12 protein-coding genes are annotated in these 17,509 nt (G+C 69.5%); 2 read left to right on the forward strand and 10 right to left on the reverse strand.

Features of this window, described 5'->3' with window-relative positions:
- Positions 1-127: 127 nt before the first annotated feature.
- From OG858_RS34730 to OG858_RS34750, 5 genes are all read right to left on the reverse strand, one after another.
- Complete coding sequence (locus tag OG858_RS34730) at positions 128-1,780, reverse strand: glycoside hydrolase family 13 protein (protein WP_328544131.1); 1,653 nt, start codon at positions 1,778-1,780, stop codon at positions 128-130.
- A 97-nt stretch (positions 1,781-1,877) separates the two neighbouring features.
- The gene (locus OG858_RS34735) at positions 1,878-2,795 is read right to left on the reverse strand and encodes a carbohydrate ABC transporter permease (RefSeq protein ID WP_328544130.1); all 918 of its coding nucleotides are present in this window, start codon (positions 2,793-2,795) and stop codon (positions 1,878-1,880) included.
- An 88-nt stretch (positions 2,796-2,883) separates the two neighbouring features.
- Positions 2,884-4,152 carry a carbohydrate ABC transporter permease gene (locus OG858_RS34740; protein ID WP_328544129.1) on the reverse strand — a complete coding sequence of 423 codons (1,269 nt, stop codon included), beginning with the start codon at positions 4,150-4,152 and terminating at the stop codon, positions 2,884-2,886.
- A 42-nt stretch (positions 4,153-4,194) separates the two neighbouring features.
- Complete coding sequence (locus tag OG858_RS34745) at positions 4,195-5,442, reverse strand: sugar ABC transporter substrate-binding protein (RefSeq protein ID WP_328544128.1); 1,248 nt, start codon at positions 5,440-5,442, stop codon at positions 4,195-4,197.
- Between the two features lie 159 nt (positions 5,443-5,601).
- Entirely contained in the window at positions 5,602-6,603 is a 1,002-nt protein-coding gene (locus tag OG858_RS34750) for a LacI family DNA-binding transcriptional regulator (RefSeq protein ID WP_330346575.1), read from the reverse strand.
- Between the two features lie 246 nt (positions 6,604-6,849).
- Here OG858_RS34750 and OG858_RS34755 point away from each other — a divergent pair, with 246 nt between their 5' ends.
- On the forward strand, positions 6,850-9,000 hold the full coding sequence (locus OG858_RS34755) for a glycogen debranching N-terminal domain-containing protein (RefSeq protein WP_328544126.1): 2,151 nt from the start codon (positions 6,850-6,852) through the stop codon (positions 8,998-9,000).
- A gap of 1,602 nt (positions 9,001-10,602) precedes the next feature.
- Entirely contained in the window at positions 10,603-11,937 is a 1,335-nt protein-coding gene (locus OG858_RS34760; protein ID WP_328544125.1) for an aminotransferase class I/II-fold pyridoxal phosphate-dependent enzyme, read from the forward strand.
- Between the two features lie 77 nt (positions 11,938-12,014).
- Here the strand turns inward: OG858_RS34760 and OG858_RS34765 are convergent, their stop codons facing one another.
- The 5 genes from OG858_RS34765 to OG858_RS34780 all read right to left on the reverse strand — a co-directional run bounded on the left by OG858_RS34765 (position 12,015) and on the right by OG858_RS34780 (position 17,344).
- Entirely contained in the window at positions 12,015-13,970 is a 1,956-nt protein-coding gene (locus OG858_RS34765; RefSeq protein ID WP_328544124.1) for an APC family permease, read from the reverse strand.
- 401 nt (positions 13,971-14,371) lie between these two features.
- The gene (locus OG858_RS48275) at positions 14,372-14,455 is read right to left on the reverse strand and encodes a 50S ribosomal protein bL37 (RefSeq protein ID WP_408059502.1); all 84 of its coding nucleotides are present in this window, start codon (positions 14,453-14,455) and stop codon (positions 14,372-14,374) included.
- A 25-nt stretch (positions 14,456-14,480) separates the two neighbouring features.
- A complete protein-coding gene (locus OG858_RS34770; RefSeq protein ID WP_328544123.1) occupies positions 14,481-15,299 on the reverse strand; it encodes an SDR family NAD(P)-dependent oxidoreductase in 819 nt (272 codons plus the stop codon).
- A gap of 321 nt (positions 15,300-15,620) precedes the next feature.
- A complete protein-coding gene (locus tag OG858_RS34775; protein ID WP_328545370.1) occupies positions 15,621-15,749 on the reverse strand; it encodes a hypothetical protein in 129 nt (42 codons plus the stop codon).
- A 20-nt stretch (positions 15,750-15,769) separates the two neighbouring features.
- Complete coding sequence (locus OG858_RS34780) at positions 15,770-17,344, reverse strand: Na+/H+ antiporter (RefSeq protein WP_328544122.1); 1,575 nt, start codon at positions 17,342-17,344, stop codon at positions 15,770-15,772.
- Between the last annotated feature and the right edge of the window lie 165 nt (positions 17,345-17,509).

Genomic DNA, 17,509 nt, shown 5'->3' on the forward strand with positions numbered 1-17,509 from the left:
CCGTGCTCGTGGAGATGGACCAGGGCCTGTCCGATCGGCGGGGAGTGAACACCGGACAGGCCCTGGCGTATTGGGGCGCGGCTGGGCGCGCGTGAGATGTCGGCTGGGGTGATCCTCTCGCCGTCCCTCAGTCTCGATGCAGCAGGACGGTGATGTCGGGGGGCAGCATGCCGGCTCTGTCCAGTGGTCCTGAGGCGAGCAGGGGGCTGGTGGCGTCGGGGAGCGGGATCGGCTGGTCGGAGAGGTTGACTGCGCACAGCAGGCCGTGGCCGCGTTCGAAGATGAGGGTGCCGGCCGGGCTGTCCAGCCAGCGGAATTCCTCGCTGCGCAGGCCGGAGTGGGTGCGGCGCAGGGACAGGGCGGAGCGGTACAGCTGGAGCATGGAGGTGCGGTCGGCCTGGTTGGCTTCGGCGGTGTAGGACTTCCAGTCGTCGGGCTGGGGAAGCCAGGGGGAGGCGGACACAAACGTGCCGAAGCCGAAGGGAGGGGTGTCGCCGGTCCAGGGGAGGGGGACGCGGCAGCCGTCGCGGCCACGGACGGTGTGGCCGGAGCGTTCCCAGGTGGGGTCCTGAAGCGCCGATTCGGGGAGGTCTTCGACCTCGTAGAGACCGAGTTCTTCGCCCTGGTAGATGTAGGCGCCTCCGGGCAGGGCCATCATCAGCAGTGCCGCCGCCCGGGCTCGGCGGGTGCCCAGGGCGAGGTCGGTGGGATGGTGGCCCTGGTCGCGCAGCGGGGTCGTGACGCCGGTGTGGGCGCGGCCGTAGCGGGTGACATGGCGGGTCTCGTCGTGGTTGGAGAGGACCCAGGTCGCGGGGGCGCCGACCTTCGCGAGGTCGGTGATCGTGCGGTCAATCACCTCCCTCAGCTCGTCCGCCTGGAGGGGGCATTTGAGGAAGTCGAAGTTGAAGGCGGTGTGGAGTTCGCCGGGGCGGAGGTAGTCGGGCAGGCGGCCGGGGCGGACGTGGGCCTCGGCGACGAAGACGCGAGGGTCGGGGTAGCTGTCGGCGACGGCACGCCAGCTGCGGAAGATGTCGTGGACGCCGTCGCGGTCCCAGTGCGGGTGGTTGTCTTCGTGGGCGATGACGGAGAACTCCGTCAGGCCGAGGTCGGGGAGGGCCGGGTCCTTGGCCATGCCGTGGGCAACGTCGATGCGGAAGCCGTCGACGCCCAAGTCGAACCAGAAGCGCAGGATCGACTCGAACTCCGCCCGGACCTCGCCGTTGTCCCAGTTGAGGTCGGGCTGTTCGGGGGCGAAGAGGTGGAGGTACCACTGGCCGTCCGGGGTGCGGGTCCAGGTGGGGCCGCCGAAGGCCGCGTGCCAGTCGTTCGGGGCCAGGGAGCCGTTCTCGCCCTTGCCGTCACGGAAGATGAACCGCTCCCTTTCCGGGGAGCCGGGTGCCGCCGCCAGTGCTTCCTTGAACCAGGCGTGTTGGTCGGAGGTGTGGTTGGGGACGATGTCCAGGATCACCCGCAGGCCCACTTCGTGGGCCTCGGCGATTAGTTTCCGGGCTTCGTCGAGGGTGCCGTAGGCGGGGTGGATGTCGCGGAAGTCGGAGACGTCGTAGCCGCCGTCGGCCAGCGGGGACGGGTACCAGGGGTTGATCCAGATCGCGTCGACACCGAGGTAGGCCAGGTACTGCAGGCGGGAGCGGAGACCGGCGATGTCGCCGGTTCCGTCGCCGTCGCCGTCCGCGAAACTGCGTATGTACACCTGGTAGATCACCGCAGTGCGCCACCAGGAGTCAGTCGCGGCGTTGTGCGTGGGGGTCGGGATACTCATGGTGGGTCGGTCCAGTCAGAGGGGTTCAGGGAGACGTTGCTCCCAGGGGGGCGGGTACGCGCTTCGGCTGCGCGACCGGCGTCGGTTTCACGCCTGGCTATCCCTTGGTCGCGCCTGCCGTGCCGCCTCGTACGAAGTGCCGTTGGAAGGCGAAGAAGACCAGGGCCACGGGGATGGTCATGAGCAGGGCCGCCGCGAGCTTGATCGGGTACAGGTTGCCTTCGCCGAGCTGGCCGGAGACGAGTGAGGCGACTCCGCTGGTGAGGGTGTTCAGTTCCGGACTCTGCCGGGACACGATGAAGTGCGGCAGTTCGTTCCAGGACCCCTGGAACGACAGGATGGTCAGGGTGATGAGGGCCGGCTTGGCCATTGGCAGCACGATGGACCAGAAGGTCCGGAAGGTGCTCGCGCCGTCGATGCGGGCCGCTTCCTCGACGCTGACGGGGATCGACTCGAAGAACTGCTTCATGATGAAGATCCCCGCGGCGTCCGCGAGAAGCGGGACGATCATGCCCGCGTAGGAGTCGTACAGCCCGAGCTGGTTGAGGACGAGGAATTTCGGGATGAGCAGGACGACGCTGGGCACGGCCATGACCGCGATGACGGCGGCGAACAGTGCGCCCCGGCCGCGGAAGCGCAGCCGGGCCAGCGCGTAGCCGGCGAGGGAGTCGAAGAACACCCGGCCCGCGGTGACGAAGAGCGCGACCACCACTGAGTTCGCGAACCAGCGCGGATAGTCCGCATCGGCGAGCCGGCTGAAAGCCTCCGTCGTGAAGTGCTGGGGCCACAGCGACAGCGGGTGGCTGGTGGCGTCCGCATCGGTCTTGAAGCTCGTCGCGAGCTGGATGAGGAACGGATAGATGTAGATCAGCGCGATGACGGCGAGGGCGGTGTAACCCAGAGCGCGTATGAGGGCACTGCCGCGGCGCGAGCGGTTGCCTGAGCGGCCGGTTGTGTGCTGCTCGACGGTGTGCGTCGTGGTGTCTGCGTCGGCGAGCTGGTGCTGTGGGCTCATCGCGTGCCTCTGTTGTGGACGTCGGCTGTGGTGGGCGCGGTCGCGTCGGTTCCCGGGGGTGCGGGGTGGGCCGTCGCGGCGGTGCGGGTCATCCGGCCGCCCCCGTGGTCGGGCCCGACCCGGAGCGGGCCGCCTTCGCCGCGCGCCGTGTGGCGGCCTTGGCGCGGGCCTCGTCCTTGTCGCGCAGGACGAACCGCTGCAACAGGGTCATCGCGACGATGATCGCGAAGAGGATGAAGGCGATGGCACTGCCCTGGCCCCACTCGTTGTCGGTGAACGAGGACTGGTACGACAGGAACGCGGGGGTCATCGTCGTCTTCGCCGGCTCGCCTCTGCTCATGACGTAGATCTGGTCGAAGACCTGCCAGGTGCCGATGAGTCCGAGGGTCAGGACGAGGAAGAGCGTCGGCTTGAGCATGGGCAGCGTCACGTGACGGAAGCGCTGCCAGCGCCCGGTGCCGTCGATCTCGGCGGCCTCCTCGACCTCGAGGGGGATGTCCTGGAGTGCGGCGAGGAACATGAGCATGAACGTGCCCGCCGTCGTCCACACCACCAAGGCGATGATCGCGGTCATGGCCACACTGGGGCCGGAGAACCACTCCCACAGGGACAGACCGCCGACGGTGGTGTCGGTGAGTGCGGAGGGTGGTGCGTCGGTGTTCACGCCGAGGCCACCGAGGGCGAGGTGGATGATGCCGCGCGGATCGGCGAACCAGGCCGGTCCGTCGACTCCGATCTTCTCCAGCAGGGAGTTGACGACGCCGCTGGAGGAGAAGATGAACAGGAAGACGACCGAGATCGCCACCGAACTCGTCACTGACGGGAAGTAGTACGCGGTGCGGAAGAACCCCTTGCCCTTCAGCCGCTTGCCGTTGACCAGGAGCGCCAGGCCCAGCGCGAGCACGGTCTGCAGCGGGACGACGAAGAGCACGTAGTAGCCGTTGTTGCGCAGGCTCATCATGAAGTCGCTCTGCGCCAGGCCCGATTCCGTGAGCAGGGGCGCGTAGTTGTCTCCGCCGACGAAGTCCACCCCTGACGAGAGGGGGCTGCCCTGGCCGTTCCAGTCGGACAGGCTCACCCACAGCGCCATGGCGATCGGCACGACCAGGAAGAGTCCGAGCACGATGAGGACGGGTGAGACGAACAGCCAGCCGGCGAGACCTTCCCGTCCTCGGATACCGCCGCGGGGGGCTCGGGTGTGGCGGCTTCCGCCGGCCTTGGTGCCGTCCGCGCCGGTGTCCTTGCCGCGCCCGCGCGGCGCGGACGACGGGGGGTGGGTCTTCGTAGTGCCTTCCGGGCGGGCCGGTGCCGGCCCGCTACCCGGGCCCTGTGCGGGCCCGGGGTTCGGTTCACTCATCGCAGATTCACTCTCGCTCTGTCCGTATCCTGCGTGCCCGGCTCACTGGCCTACGACGGCCTGCGCGTTCTTCTGCAGCCGCGCGAGGATGTCCTTCGGGTCGGTCTTGGGCAGGCCCTGCAGGCCGGTGTCGAAGTCGGTGAGCACCTGGTCGATCTTCGCGACGTTCACCGGGGCCTGGGCGTACGCGGCGCCGTCGATGTATGCCTTGTCCTGCGGGAACTTCGCGACGTAGTCGGCCTGGACGGACTGCCGCGACGGCATCACCCCGACCGCCTCGGCGAAGGTCATCTGGTTGTCCTTCGCGGTCATCGCCTTGACGAAGTCGAGGGCCGCCGCCTTGTTCTTGCTCTTCGCCGCGATGCCCCAGCACTGGGTGAAGGCGAGTGTGCCCTCGCCGGCGGGTCCGGCCGGCAGCGGGACGGCCTTGTACTTGACGTCCGGGTAGTCGTTCTTCATGGCGCCGGCGATCCAGTTGCCCTCGATCGTCATGGCGGCCTTCTGCTTGCCGAAGGCTTCGCCCGACCAGCCGGAGTCGAGCTGCTTGGGGTACTTGGCCGAGCCGTCGGCGAGCAGCGACTGCACGAACTCCAGGGCCTCAAGGTTCTCCGGGGAGTCCGCGGTGACCTTGGTGGCGTCCTTGTTCGTCACCCAGCCGCCGGCCTGGACCATGAAGGCACCGATGCGGTCGCGTGTGTCGCCGAGCGCGAGGCCGACCTGCTTGCCCGTGGTCAGCTTCTTCGCCACGGCCGCCAGTTCTTCCCAGGTGGTGGGAATGTCGGCGTCCGTCAGGCCGGCCTTCTTCCACGCCTTGGTGTTGATCTGCAGGGCGAGCGTGGAGAAGTCCTTGGGGGCGCAGTAGAGCTTGCCGTCGTAGGTGAAGGCTTGGCGCAGCGCGGGGTAGAAGTCGTCCTTCCCCTCGAAGCTGTCGCCGTACGGTTCGAGATTGCCGGCGCTCGCGTACGTCGCGAAGCGGCCGGCGTCGACGTAGAAGACGTCCGGCGGGGTGTTCGCGGCGAAGCCCTGGCCGAGCTGCTGGATGATGTCGGTGGCCTGGGTGACGGTCGCCTTGTTGCCGGACTTCGTCGCCCATGCGGTGGAGGCGTCCTTGACGGCCTTCGTCTCGGCGTCACCGCTGGAGGCGATGAGGACCTTGATCGAAGCGGGGCCGGACGACTCCTGACCGTCCCCTTCACCCGAGTCGTCGAACCCGCTGCCACCACAGGCCGACAGGCTGAGCGACAGCAGCGCGACGGCACCAACGGCCCAGCGGGTACGCGGATTTCTCATGATAAATCTCCTTGTGCGGGACCGGCCTGACGAGCCGGTGGTAGAGGGGTGCCGCGTCCCGTCGCCGCACTGTGGCCATGAGCGGGATCGCGGGTGTTCGCCGAACGGACTACGGAGCGGCTCGGCGGGGTGAGGGGGGTGTGGGTGCCGCTGAGCGGCTCAGCCGCTCGCCCGGACGACGAGCCGGGGCGGCAGCAGGATCGGGGAGGGCGGGACGGCCGGCGGCTTCGGAGTCGCCAGCAGTTCCTGAAGCATCCGCAGACAGGCGGCAGCGGCCTCGTCGTACGGCTGCGCCACGCTGCTCAGTCCGACGACCCCTGCGGTCGGGGAGTCGTCGAAGCCGACCACCGCGACATCGACACCGGGTCTCAGGCCCCGCGCGGTGATCTCCGTCCAGGCCCCGAGCGCCAGCGAGTCGCTCGCGCAGACGATCGCGGTCGGCGGGGTGAGCAGGTCGAGCATCGCCGCGGCAGCCTTGCGGCCGGTGTCGAGCCCGTCGGGGACGCCCACGTCGTAACCGGCTGGGGTGTCGAGCCCGGACACGGCCATAAGGGCGGACCAGCCGCTGCGCCGGTCGTCACCGACCTCTAAACCGTCCGGCCAGCCGAGGAAGGCGATCCGCTGATGGCCGGCCTCGATGAGGTGCCGGGTCGCGGCAACGGTCCCTTGCGCGCCGTCGACATCGACCCAGCCATGCCGCTCGGGGGCCTCGGGTTCAGCCCCCCAGGGCCGGCCGAAGGTCACGAACGGCACCCGGCGCTCGGTGAGCCATTGCGTCCGGCGGTCGCCGGCGTGGGTGGCGTGCAGAACGAAGGCGTCGAGGTCGTGATCGTCGAGGAGCTGTTCGTACAGCGTGCATTCGTGGTCGTCGTCGGTGGCCGTGAACACCACGATCCGGTAGCCGGCTTCCTGGGTTCGGGCGGTCAGCGACTGCAGGAAATGAGCGAGGACGGCACCGTTGACACCGTCACGCGGCGGCTCTATACGGGCGCCGATCAGACGTGAACGCCGGGTCCGCAGCGTCCGGGAAGCCTGGTTCGGGCGGTAGTTGAGTTCCTTGATGGCGGCCTGCACGCGGGCCAGCGTCTCCGGGCGCACCCGGTGCGGCGCGTTGATGACATTGGACACCGTCTGCATCGACACAGAGGCATGCCGCGCCACGCTCTCGAGTGTTACTCGCGCCATCGCGAAGCCACCTCCACAAGTTCACCGCGCCGCAGCGTATCGCCGTCGCGGTGCAGCATCGTCACCGTCATCGCACTTGGATTTGAACGTTAAATTTAGCGTTCTGATCGGTTACTGTGGCGATCCGCGCCCGGACTGTCAAGAGTCGGCGCGGTTACGAATCGCCTCACGACTCGCCCCACAATCCGCCCACGAGACACGAGGGCACCGGACGGAGCTTTCATGACTTCACCCCAGCGGCAGCCGCTCCTGCACGACCTCGCGGTCACCCTCGCCGCCCCGACCGTCGTGCTGTCCGAGCCGGACGGCAACCTCGACGCCGCCGCTCCCGGGGGCGGCGTGCAGGGGCTCTTCCACGCTGATGTGCGCGCGGTGAGTCTGCTGCGCGTGACGCTGCGCCCCCTAGGCGCCCCGTCCGGCGAGCACGCCGGGAAGGCGCCTGCGGCAGTCGGCGGCGAGGGCTGGCTGCCGGTCGTTGCGGTCATGAACGCTGCGGACGGACCCGGCCGCAGCCGTTTCGTCGGCCTGGCCCAGGCGCTCGGCGACGCCATTCCTGACCCGACCGTCCGGGTCGACCGGAAGCGCATCCTCAACCCCGGCCTGCTCACCGAACAGCTGACCGTCCGCTCCACCGCGACGGCGCCGGTGCATCTCGCCCTCCGGGTCGAAGTCGCTGGAGACCTCGTGACCCTGGAGCACGCGAAAGCCGGCCTCGCGCCCCGGTCTCCGCTTAAGCCGGCGGGCGAACTCTCGTCCAGCACCGGCGAGTTGAGGTGGGGCGACGGCGCGGTCGCCGTCGCCGTCAGCGCGCCCGGCGCGACCCCCGACGCCGAGCACTCCGCGCTGACCTGGGCCCTCACGGTCGCGCCCGGCGAGAGCGTCGACCTGCACCTGGCCGTCGAGATCACGGAGCCCGACGCGGTCGTGACGGCCGCCGATCCCCGGCCCACCTGGCAGCGTCCGGAGGTCACCGCCGACGACCGCCGGCTGCCCGCCCTCGTCGCGCAGAGCCTGGACGACCTCCACTCGCTCCGTATGGCCATGGCCGCGTCGCCCGGTGACGTCTTCCTCGCCGCGGGCGTCCCGTGGTTCTTCACGCTGTTCGGCCGGGACAGCCTGTGGGCCGCACGGATGCTCCTTCCGCTGGGCACCGATCTCGCACTGGGCACCCTGCGCACCCTGGCCGCCCAGCAGGGCACCCGCACCGATCCCGCATCGGAGGAGGAGCCGGGCAAGATCCTCCACGAGGTGCGGCGCGGAGTCTTCGACGACGGCATGGGCCTTGTCCTGCCGCCGGTCTACTACGGCACGGTCGACGCGACCCCCCTGTGGATCTGCCTGCTCCACGACGCCTGGCGCTGGGGCCTGCCCGCCGCCGACATCGAACCGCTGCTGCCCGCGCTCAAGGCCGCGCTCGGCTGGATCGACGCCGCGGCCCGGGCCGGTGACGGGTTCCTCTCCTACATCGATCACAGCGGCACCGGCCTGGCGAACCAGGGCTGGAAGGACTCCGGTGACGCCGCCCGGTTCGCCGACGGCCGCCTCGCCGAAGCTCCCCTGGCTCTCGCCGAAGTACAGGGCTACGCCTACGAGGCCGCCCTCGCCGGGGCGGCACTCCTCGACGCCTTCGGGCTGCCGGACGGCGAACGCTGGCGGACCTTCGCGGCCCACCTCGCCGCCCGGTTCCGCGCCCGGTTCTGGGTCTCCGACCAGCACGGTCCGTACCCGGCCATGGCACTCGACGGCTCGGGCCGCCCGGTCGACGCCGTCGCGAGCAACATGGGCCACCTCCTGGCCACCGGCATACTCAACGCCGACGAGAGTGCCGCCGTCGCCGCACGGCTCGCCGCCCCGGACATGTCCGACGCCTACGGGCTGCGCACCATGTCGTCCCAGTCAGGCGGATACGGCCCGCTGCGCTACCACTGCGGCACCGTCTGGCCGCACGACACCGCCATCGCCGTCACCGGCCTCGCCCGCAGCGGCCACCCCGAGGCCGCCGCCCGCCTCATCGAGGGCATCCTCGACGCAGCGCCGGCCTTCGACTACCGGCTGCCGGAACTGTGGGGCGGCGACGCCTGCCCGGACACCCCCGCACCCGTCCCCTACCCGGCCGCCTGCCGGCCACAAGCCTGGTCGGCGGCAGCGGCCATCGCCCTCATGACCGCACTGACCGGCCTGGAGCCCGACGTACCCGCAGGCCGTCTCCACATCCGGCCGACAGGCCCACTCCCCGTCGGCGCGCTCACCATCGCCGGGCTCACCGTCGCGGGGGAACGGCTCGACGTCACCATCAACTCCGGCGGCAGGGTCGAGTCGGTAACAGCACCTGCGGGACTGACCGTTGAGGAATCCGCGGCGTCGCGGGCCTGAGGATCGCCCCAGCCGGTGCCACGACCGGTCCAGCAAGGCCGGCGGCGACCCGGCAGCGGTCCTACCGCCGCATGAACGGCCGAGTTTGCTCAGCCTGAGCAGCGATCAGTTCAAGCAACTCGGGCTGAGCAACCGAAGGTTCCTCCCTGAGGGGTACCTTTGCCGCGCTCGCCGATGGCAGCACCACATTCAGAGCTCGCGCTCGCGAAACGTGAGAATGGCCGCCCAGTTGTTCGCCTGGTTGTCGGCATGAGGCCCTGGACGTAATTCCTCCGGCTGAGGGAAGCCGCTGAGCTGCAGGGCGGTCTCATCAACCTGGACCTGGCAGACCCGACGGAAGTACGGAGCGACGCGGCCGCCCATTTGGCCAGCAGGCTCTCGGATATCGCTGCTTACGACCTTCCGGAGATGAGGGAGGTATGCGACCAACTTGCGTGGTCGACAGCAACGCGTCTCTGCGCAGCCCATGTAAGCAAGGCTTGGGGCGCCTTTCTCGTCGCGGATATTTTCACCCGCTACCTGCGCTGCCGCCTCTTCCGCCAAGGAGTCGCCGATCATCTCGTGGGCCAGCCGTTACCCGCGTCGTTCACCGACGTGCTCCCTCTTCAGACGAGATTTGCGAACACTTTCTGGCCACCCACGTCGGTCCTCGGGGGCACCGCCGGACCTGGGATGCCGTACCCACTTACTTGGTCCGCCACCTACTTACTCACGCGCAACAGGCCGGGTGAGTCGGTGATTTGCTGTCCGAACCTGAGTTCTTGGTCCATGCAAGCCGGGAGCCGCCGAAGCTGCCCTGTCCCGCACCGCAGTGAGCCCGGATGTCCGGGAACTCGTGTCGTTCTATCGGAGCACTCCCGGGCTGCATGTTGCCGATGCTCAGACGCGCAGACAGTTGCTGGCGTTGAATGCGACGCGACAAGGACTCGTCGCATTCCGGGACGCTTTCTCGCGCCAACAGCCCTGGCGTCCCCGCTGGATTGTCTCTGTCGACGCCGCTCAAAGCGTAGACCGCCCCCCCCAAGGCACTGGAACCCGCCGTCGCCGTCCGTTCCATGGCTCCAGCAGTGGTCGACGGGCATCCCCTAGTCATGACCGAACGGGCCCACCCGACCTGGCTTCCTCTGTACTTGGCCTTGTGCCGGTCTAGGAGATCTGGCTGCTGCTGTGACGTGGTTGGTGTCCAACGCGGAGCCTTCATCACATCTGAGAACAGAGCAGGCGCTTAGAAGGCGCCTGGCGAGGATACGGTCGCTGTGCCTGTGACCTGCCCTTACGTGATGACCTGACCAGCCGTCAGCGAGTCTTCCGGCGTTTTTGGGAAGGACCCCGTCGGCCCCGGCCGAGGAGTTGATCGAGCGGCTGGTTGCCGAGGGGCGTGTCTGGGTGTGGGCTGCGCCGGCGTGCTCCCGAGGATGAGAGGTGAGCCCGCTGCGGTCCTCCGCGTCAGGAGGGCGACAGGAGGTCGACAAGACATCCGGCGAGACGATCAAGAAGGCGTCAGGGAACGGTTTGGGGCGTTCGCGCCGCCGTAGCGTCGTGAACGGTCCGGCTGCTCCGTGCTCCGGGCCGTATGTCTGTCCGAAGGAAACAGTGAGCACCATGACGACAACCACGCCCGGCGCCCCCACAACCGCTGCGGTCGACAGGCACATAGATGCCCGCGAGAAGGACATCATGCGCTTCCGCACCGTGTCCGGGCCCGATCTGACCACCCGCAACGACGCGTACCTCGCCTGGCAGCAGGATCGTGAACAGGCGGAGCTGTGGCCCTACTTCCGCCGCTACGACACCTCCCTCACCCCGCGCGCCACCGCCGTCTCGGATCGTGGCGTGGTCACACACGGCCCCAACTTCGGTGGCCAGGACTACCTTTCGCTCACCACGCACCCCGCGGTCCACGAGGCCGCCCACCAGGCGCTGCGCGACTACGGTCCGATCACCGCCGGGTCACCCGCCCTGGGCGGCGCGAACCCGCTGAGCAAGGCGCTGGAGGCGGGCCTCGCAGAGGCGCTGCGTACCGAGCACGTCATGCTCTTCCCCACCGGCTGGGCCGCCGGCTTCGGGACGATCCGCTCACTGATGCACCGCCGTGACCACATCCTGCTGGACAAGCTCTCGCACGACTCGCTGCGCCAGGGCGCCGCAGCCAGCGGGGCCACTGTCGAGTTCTTCCGGCACCTCGACAACGAAGCCGTCCGCCGACACCTCAGTGGCATCCGTGCAACCGACACGAAGAACGCCGTCCTGGTGGTGACGGAGGGCGTGTTCTCGATGGACTCCGACACCCCGCACCTGGCGGAACTGGTCGCGCTCTGCCGTGAGTTCGACGCCAAACTGCTGGTGGACGTTGCGCACGACTTCGGGGCGATGGGCGAAGGCGGTGGCGGCCAGCCCGAGGTGTACGGGGTGCTGGGTCAGGTGGACTTCGTCGTCGGCGCGTTCTCCAAGTCCTTCGCCACCACGGGCGGCTTCATGGCCACCAACTCGGCATCGGCGCGCGAGTTCGTCCGGATGTTCGGCGGACCACAGACCTTCTCCAGTGCGATCACCCCGGTGCAGACCGCGGTCGCGCTGGCCGCCCTCGATATCATCCGGTCGCCGGAGGGTGCCCGGCGACGGGAAGCCGTCATCCGCAACGCCGCCCGGCTGCGCGACGGCCTGACGGCCCGGGGGCTGGAGGTCATGGGTGACGTGGTCTGTCCCGTCGTCCCCGTACTCATCGGTCACACCGCCGCCGGACGGATCGCCTCCGGGCTCATCGCGAGGGCCGGGCTGATAGCCCACCTCGTCGAACAGCCCGCGGTCGCCTCCGACGCGGCCCGCTTCCGTATGCAGGTCATGGCGGAGCACGCCGACGCCGACATCGACGCCGCCGTCGACATCCTGGACACCTGCATCCGGCAGGCGCGCGAGGTTCTGGACACGACGCGCTGACGGTGCCGTTCCGGCGCTCGGCGACCTCCACCGAACAGGTGGGCCAGCCGCCGAGCGCCGGGGGCCGGACCCGGCGGTCAGCCCACGTGCACCCGCGGTCGCCGGGCCCGGTCCGGTTCGGCCTCGCGCAGGACCTCTCGGGTGACCGGGGCGACCTCGCCCTGGCCGAAGAGGAAGAAGCGCAGGAAGTTGGCGAAGGGGCTGCCCTCGGTCCACTCGAAGTAGATGTGCGGGAGGCAGCCGGTGGTGTCCCGGACGTGCAGGACGAGGGCGGCCAGCGCGTTGGGAACGGAGGACGACTGCAGGGTGAGGACGCGGTAGCGGCCGTGCAGGACCTCGCCCCGTACGGTCAGGTCCGCCTCGAACTCGGAGGGGTCCAGGACGGTGACCTCGACGAAGACGAAGTCCTCCTGGGCGGGGACGTCGTTGTCGTGGCGGATCTGCTCGATCTTCTCGCGGTACTCGGCGATGTCGCGGTTGTCGGGCTCGTTGGCGATGAACCGGATCCGGCGGCTGGCGATGTCCCGTACGAACCGCTGCGCCATGTCGTCCAAGGTCACGCTGGTGACGCGGAGTTCGAAGGCACGGGCGAGGCGCGAGAGGAGGGAGACGAGGATGATGCCGGCGATGAAGCAGGCGCCGATCTTCACGCCGTCCGGGCGTTCGATGACATTCGCGACGGTGACGTAGAGGAAGACCACCGAGATCACGGCGAAACCGATCGTCCAGTTGCGCTGGCCGGCCTTGCGGGCGGCGATGGTCACGGCGATCGCGGCGGAGCTGATGAGGACCAGGACGCCGGTGGCGTAGGCGCCGCCCTGTGCGTCGACGTCCGCGTCGAATATCCAGGTGACCAGGAACCCGATCAGGGTGAAGACGATGACCATCGGGCGGACGGCGCGGGCCCAGTGCGGGGCCATGCCGTACCGGGGCAGGTAGCGGGGCATCAGGTTGAGCAGCCCGGCCATGGCGGAGGCGCCGGCGAACCACAGGATGGCGATGGTGGACACGTCGTAGACCGTGCCGAAGGCGTTGCCCAGGTACTCGTGTGCCAGATACGCGAGCGCGCGTCCGTTGGCCTCGCCGCCCGACTCGAACTCCTTCTCCGGGATGAGCAGCGTGGTGATGAAGCTGGTTGCGATCAGGAACACGCTCATGATGAGCGCGGCCGTGGTCAGCAGCTTCTTCGTGCCGCGGATACGGCCCTTCGGGTTCTCCTCGGTGTCCTCGGGATCGCCCTCGACGTGCGGCATGACGGCGACACCGGTCTCGAAGCCGGACAGTCCGAGCGCCAGCTTCGGGAAGACCAGCAGCGCCACACCCACCATGGCGAAGACGTTTCCGTGCTCGGCGGTCAGGGCGGTGGACCAGTCGCTGATCACATGCCCCTCGGTGGCCACGTGCCAGAGCCCGGTCATCACGACCACGACGTTGAGCGCCAGATAGAGGCCCACCAGCGCCACGGCGACACCGATCGCCTCCAGGAAGCCCTTGAGGAACACCGCGCCGAGCAGGGCGACAAGGATCATGGTGATCAGCACCTGCTTGTCGTGCAGCGCATCGGCCAGATGAGGGTTCTCCACCAGGTGGGTGGAGGCGTCGGCGGCAGACAGGGTGATGGTGATCAGGAAGTCGGTGGCGGCGAAACCGAGCAGGGTCAGGACGAACAGCTTGCCCTTCCAGAAGGTCAGCAGCCGCTCCAGCATGGCGATCGAGCCCTCGCCGTGCGGGCTCTCCTCGGCGACCCGCCGGTACACCGGCAGAGCGCCCGCCAGGGTGACGACGACCAGCACGATCGTGGCCACGGGCGACAGCAGCCCCGCGGCGAGAGCCGCGATGCCCGGCTGGTATCCGAGTGTGGAGAAGTAGTCGACGCCGGTCAGGCACATCACCCGCCACCAGCGCTGGCCCTTGTGCACGGGCTCCGGCTTGGCGGGCCGCGGCGCCGCCTGCCGACCTTTGCCCATGTCTGACAGGCCCTCCAGCATCCAGGCGCGCAGACGACTGGGAGGAGGGTGTTCGGTGGTGGCCATCGGCGTACTCCTGATGTCCGGCTCGGCGTGCGGTTCCGGCCATCACACGGACGGCGGCACCAGCGTATGCAGAGAGTGACGCACAGGCCCACGGATGAGTCCGCCGAGGGCGTCAAGCTTCCGTTAAGAGGGGCGGTGTGACCATGGGAGGCACGCCAAGGTGACGACGTCCTGGCTTCGGGGAGCGGCCTGGGCCATTTGGGGGACGTTACGGGCCGCCGGTCAGGCGCGGACACCCAGCGTCATCGCGTACGCCCGTTTCACGGGCCCGGTCACCTTGCGCATGCCTTTCTGTTCGATCACCGACGCCTCTGTGCGTCGCTGAGGGGACAGGGAAGGGCGGGCGGGGACGGCGCGGCCGTATGGCCGGTCCTGTCTCTCCGCCCGCCCCTCCGGTCGGGTCAGCGCCGGCCGGGCCTGTGGCCGTGGTTCGACTTCTTCTTGCGACGGGCCCTCTTTTTCCGGGCGCGCTTCGACATGTGCATCAATTCCTTTTCCTATAGGGCGAGTTCAAGCAGCGCGGCCGACGAGCAGGTCGGCCAATCTGCTGAGACGCTTCACCGTGCGGTCCTCCACCGCGGCCGGTGCCGGGGCGACCCGCTCGCCACGGTCGTAGTAGGCGCCGTTGACGATCTCGACCGCCGGGTCGCACAGCCGGACCACGGATGCCGCTCCCTCGGCCGGCGTGACGCCCTCGTGGGAGTAGAGCCGGAGCAGCGCCGTGTCGCAGACGCCCGGGTGCACCGAGACCGCCGTGACGCGCGGGTCGGCCGCGAACACCGTGAGCGCGAGCTGGGACTGGGCGTACGCGGCGAGCCGGGAGTAGCGGCGGACGCGGTTCGGGTCGCTCCACTGGATGGACCCGGTGCGGTGCAGCGACGAGGAGACGTTGACGACTCGGCCGCCGGGGGAGCTGGTGAGTGCCGGTTCCAGCAGGCACGTCAGCAGGTAGTGGGCGAGGAAGTTGACCTGGAAGGCGATCTCGTTGCCGTCCGCGGTGACGGTGTGCCGCTCGGGCGCCGCCATGCCCGCGTTGTTGACGAGGACGTCGAGGTGCGGGTGGTCGAGGATGATGTGGTCGGCCAGGGTCTCGACCTCGTCGAGGTGGGTGAAGTCGGCTGCGTACGTGTGCAGTTGGGCGGCGTCGATACCCGCTGTGGCGACGAGCCGGTCGGCGGCGGCGCGCGCCTCCTCGGCGGTGCGGCCGTGCAGCAGCACGGTGGCGCCGCGCTCGGCGAGCTGCCGGGCCGTCTCCAGGCCGATGCCGGAGGTGGCACCGGTGACGAGGACGGTACGGCCGGAGCGAGGGGAGAGGGTGGCGTCAGACATGGTCCATCCAGGAGTGCGCGTACGGAGTCACGTACGGGTTCGGGTCCCCGTACGACTGGCGTACGGGCATGAGAAAGGGCGCCGGACAGGTGTCGCGGCGCCCCAGGGGCTACGGAAGTCGCGTCAGCGGACGGCGGACGCGGGCGTTTCCGGACAGCGGGGCACATGACGGGACGCCCGATGGGGCGGCCGGTCGATGAGGAGCCACTCGCTGTTCATGCTGTCGATGGAACCCGTGCGAGCCGTCCCGGACAAGCCCAGCTGGCCATCCCTTACGCGCCCCTGACGTGCGTGGACGGTTCCTTGACGGGGTCTTGCTCCTTACCCCGGTCCGGGCACCCGCGATATCAGCAGGTCGATGAGCTTGATGCCCAGGAAGGGGAGTATCGGCCCGCCGAGCCCGTACAGCATGAGGTTGCGGCGGAGCAGGTCGCCCGTGGCCGAGGGCAACGCTCGTGAGCCATGCGTCTCTAGGTGTCCGTCAGCCGTGTCTCCTCCAGGTCCAGGGAGCGTTGCAGCCGACGGCGGGTCGTGTCGCTGATGCGGTGGTCGTCGTACAGGCGCTGGAGTTCGGCCTCCTCGACCGTGATCAGGTCGCGGCGGAGCTGGCGGTAGGTGAGGTCGGCGGATTCCGTCGGCGCGCCGTCGCCGTCGACCTGGGTGAGGCGGTCGCGGGCTGCGTCGAGACGGGCCGTGAGCCCGCGGCGGAGGCGGTCGAGGACGACGTCCGGGACCGCCTCCAGCTCGGAGATCTCGTCCAGGCGGCCGAGACCCGCGTTCGCCAGGCTGCACCGGGCCTCGGCCTCCTCGCGTTCCGTGTGGTCGGGTTCGAGGGCGATGCCGGAGCGGCGTACGACCGGGGCGAGGGTGAAGCCCTGCACGACGAGGGTCACTACGACGACCGAGGTGGTCAGTACCAGGACGAGAGGGCGTTCCGTGAGCGCGGAGCCGTCGTCCGCCGCGACGGGGATGGACAGCGCGGCCGCCAGCGGGACCACGCCTCGGGTGCCCGCCCAGGTGAGCACCATCGGCACCCGCCAGTTCATGCGCTGGATGCCGCCCTTGCGCTGGACCACCGCGGACAGGGGGGCCAGCCACAGCATGCGCATGGCGATCAGCGTGGCGGCGACGGCGAGCGCGTACAGGGGCCAGGCTCTGTCGCCGTCTGACAGGGCCCGCACCTGGGCAGGCAGCGCGAGTCCGATGAGGCTGAACACCACGCTCTCCAGCAGGAAGACCACGGTTGCGTAGACCGCGTGCAACTGGAGGCGGATGCGGGCGTTGGTGAGACGGTCGCCGTGACCCCCCAGCACCACCCCGGCCACCACGACGGAGGTGACCCCCGACGCGTGTGCGGCCTCGGCCAGGACGTAGGCCGCGTACGGCGTGACCAGGGCGATCACCGTCTCCAGTACCGGGTCCTCGGTGCGCCGCCGGATCAGTGTCACCACGCCCGCGACCGCCGCGCCGATGACCATACCGCCGCCCGCCAGCAGCGCGAACTCACCCGCCGCCGCACCCCAGCCGCCCGCCGCCGATGCCACGGCGACACCGACCGCGACGCGGAACAGGACGAGGGAGGTCGCGTCGTTGAAGAGGCTCTCGGCCTGGACCAGCACCTGCACCTTCGGCGGCAGCGCGAGCCGTCTGCCCAGCGCGGTGACCGCCACCGGGTCGGTGCTGGCGAGCACCGCGCCCAGCACGAAGGCCATCTGCCACGACAGCGGACTCACCAGAGACGCCACCGCGCCGACCGCCGCGGCCGAGGCCAGCACCAGGCCGACGGACAGAATCCCGACCGGTTTCCAGACCGCGCGCAGCTCGCGCCACGACAGTTCCTCGGCGCTCGCGTACAGCAGCGGGGGCAGGACGACCAGGCCGATGATCTCGGGGTCGATCCCGATCTCGGGCGTGCCGGGCAGCAGGGCGACGGTGAGGCCGGCGACCACGAGGAGGGAGGGGGCCGGGATTCGCCACCGGCGGGCGAAGGTCGCCACCAGGGTGGCGAGTACGACGAGAGCCAGGACCGTTCCTACGCTGCGCATGCCGTCCCCTTGGCCAAGATGAGGAGACCTTGTGGCTCCCCGCCGACCAGACTTCCCGGCACACCTCCTTCACCCTATCGGGCCATCACCCGTCAAGGCGGTGTCAACGTCCTCGTGACCGGCGCCAAGGATGCGTCAAGGAACGCGCCGAGGACCTCGGACAAG

This window comes from Streptomyces europaeiscabiei, assembly GCF_036346855.1.
GTDB classification, from domain to species: Bacteria; Actinomycetota; Actinomycetes; order Streptomycetales; family Streptomycetaceae; genus Streptomyces; species Streptomyces europaeiscabiei.

What these genes read in the sequence shown, in the direction of transcription:
- OG858_RS34745 (WP_328544128.1), bottom strand. Translation starts at nt 5,442, where the DNA reads ATGAGAAATCCGCGTACCCGCTGGGCCGTTGGTGCCGTCGCGCTGCTG.
- OG858_RS34740 (WP_328544129.1), bottom strand. Translation starts at nt 4,152, where the DNA reads ATGAGTGAACCGAACCCCGGGCCCGCACAGGGCCCGGGTAGCGGGCCG.
- OG858_RS34760 (WP_328544125.1), top strand. Translation starts at nt 10,603, where the DNA reads ATGACGACAACCACGCCCGGCGCCCCCACAACCGCTGCGGTCGACAGG.
- OG858_RS34730 (WP_328544131.1), bottom strand. Translation starts at nt 1,780, where the DNA reads ATGAGTATCCCGACCCCCACGCACAACGCCGCGACTGACTCCTGGTGG.
- OG858_RS34755 (WP_328544126.1), top strand. Translation starts at nt 6,850, where the DNA reads ATGACTTCACCCCAGCGGCAGCCGCTCCTGCACGACCTCGCGGTCACC.
- OG858_RS48275 (WP_408059502.1), bottom strand. Translation starts at nt 14,455, where the DNA reads ATGCACATGTCGAAGCGCGCCCGGAAAAAGAGGGCCCGTCGCAAGAAG.
- OG858_RS34735 (WP_328544130.1), bottom strand. Translation starts at nt 2,795, where the DNA reads ATGAGCCCACAGCACCAGCTCGCCGACGCAGACACCACGACGCACACC.
- OG858_RS34765 (WP_328544124.1), bottom strand. Translation starts at nt 13,970, where the DNA reads ATGGCCACCACCGAACACCCTCCTCCCAGTCGTCTGCGCGCCTGGATG.
- OG858_RS34780 (WP_328544122.1), bottom strand. Translation starts at nt 17,344, where the DNA reads ATGCGCAGCGTAGGAACGGTCCTGGCTCTCGTCGTACTCGCCACCCTG.
- OG858_RS34770 (WP_328544123.1), bottom strand. Translation starts at nt 15,299, where the DNA reads ATGTCTGACGCCACCCTCTCCCCTCGCTCCGGCCGTACCGTCCTCGTC.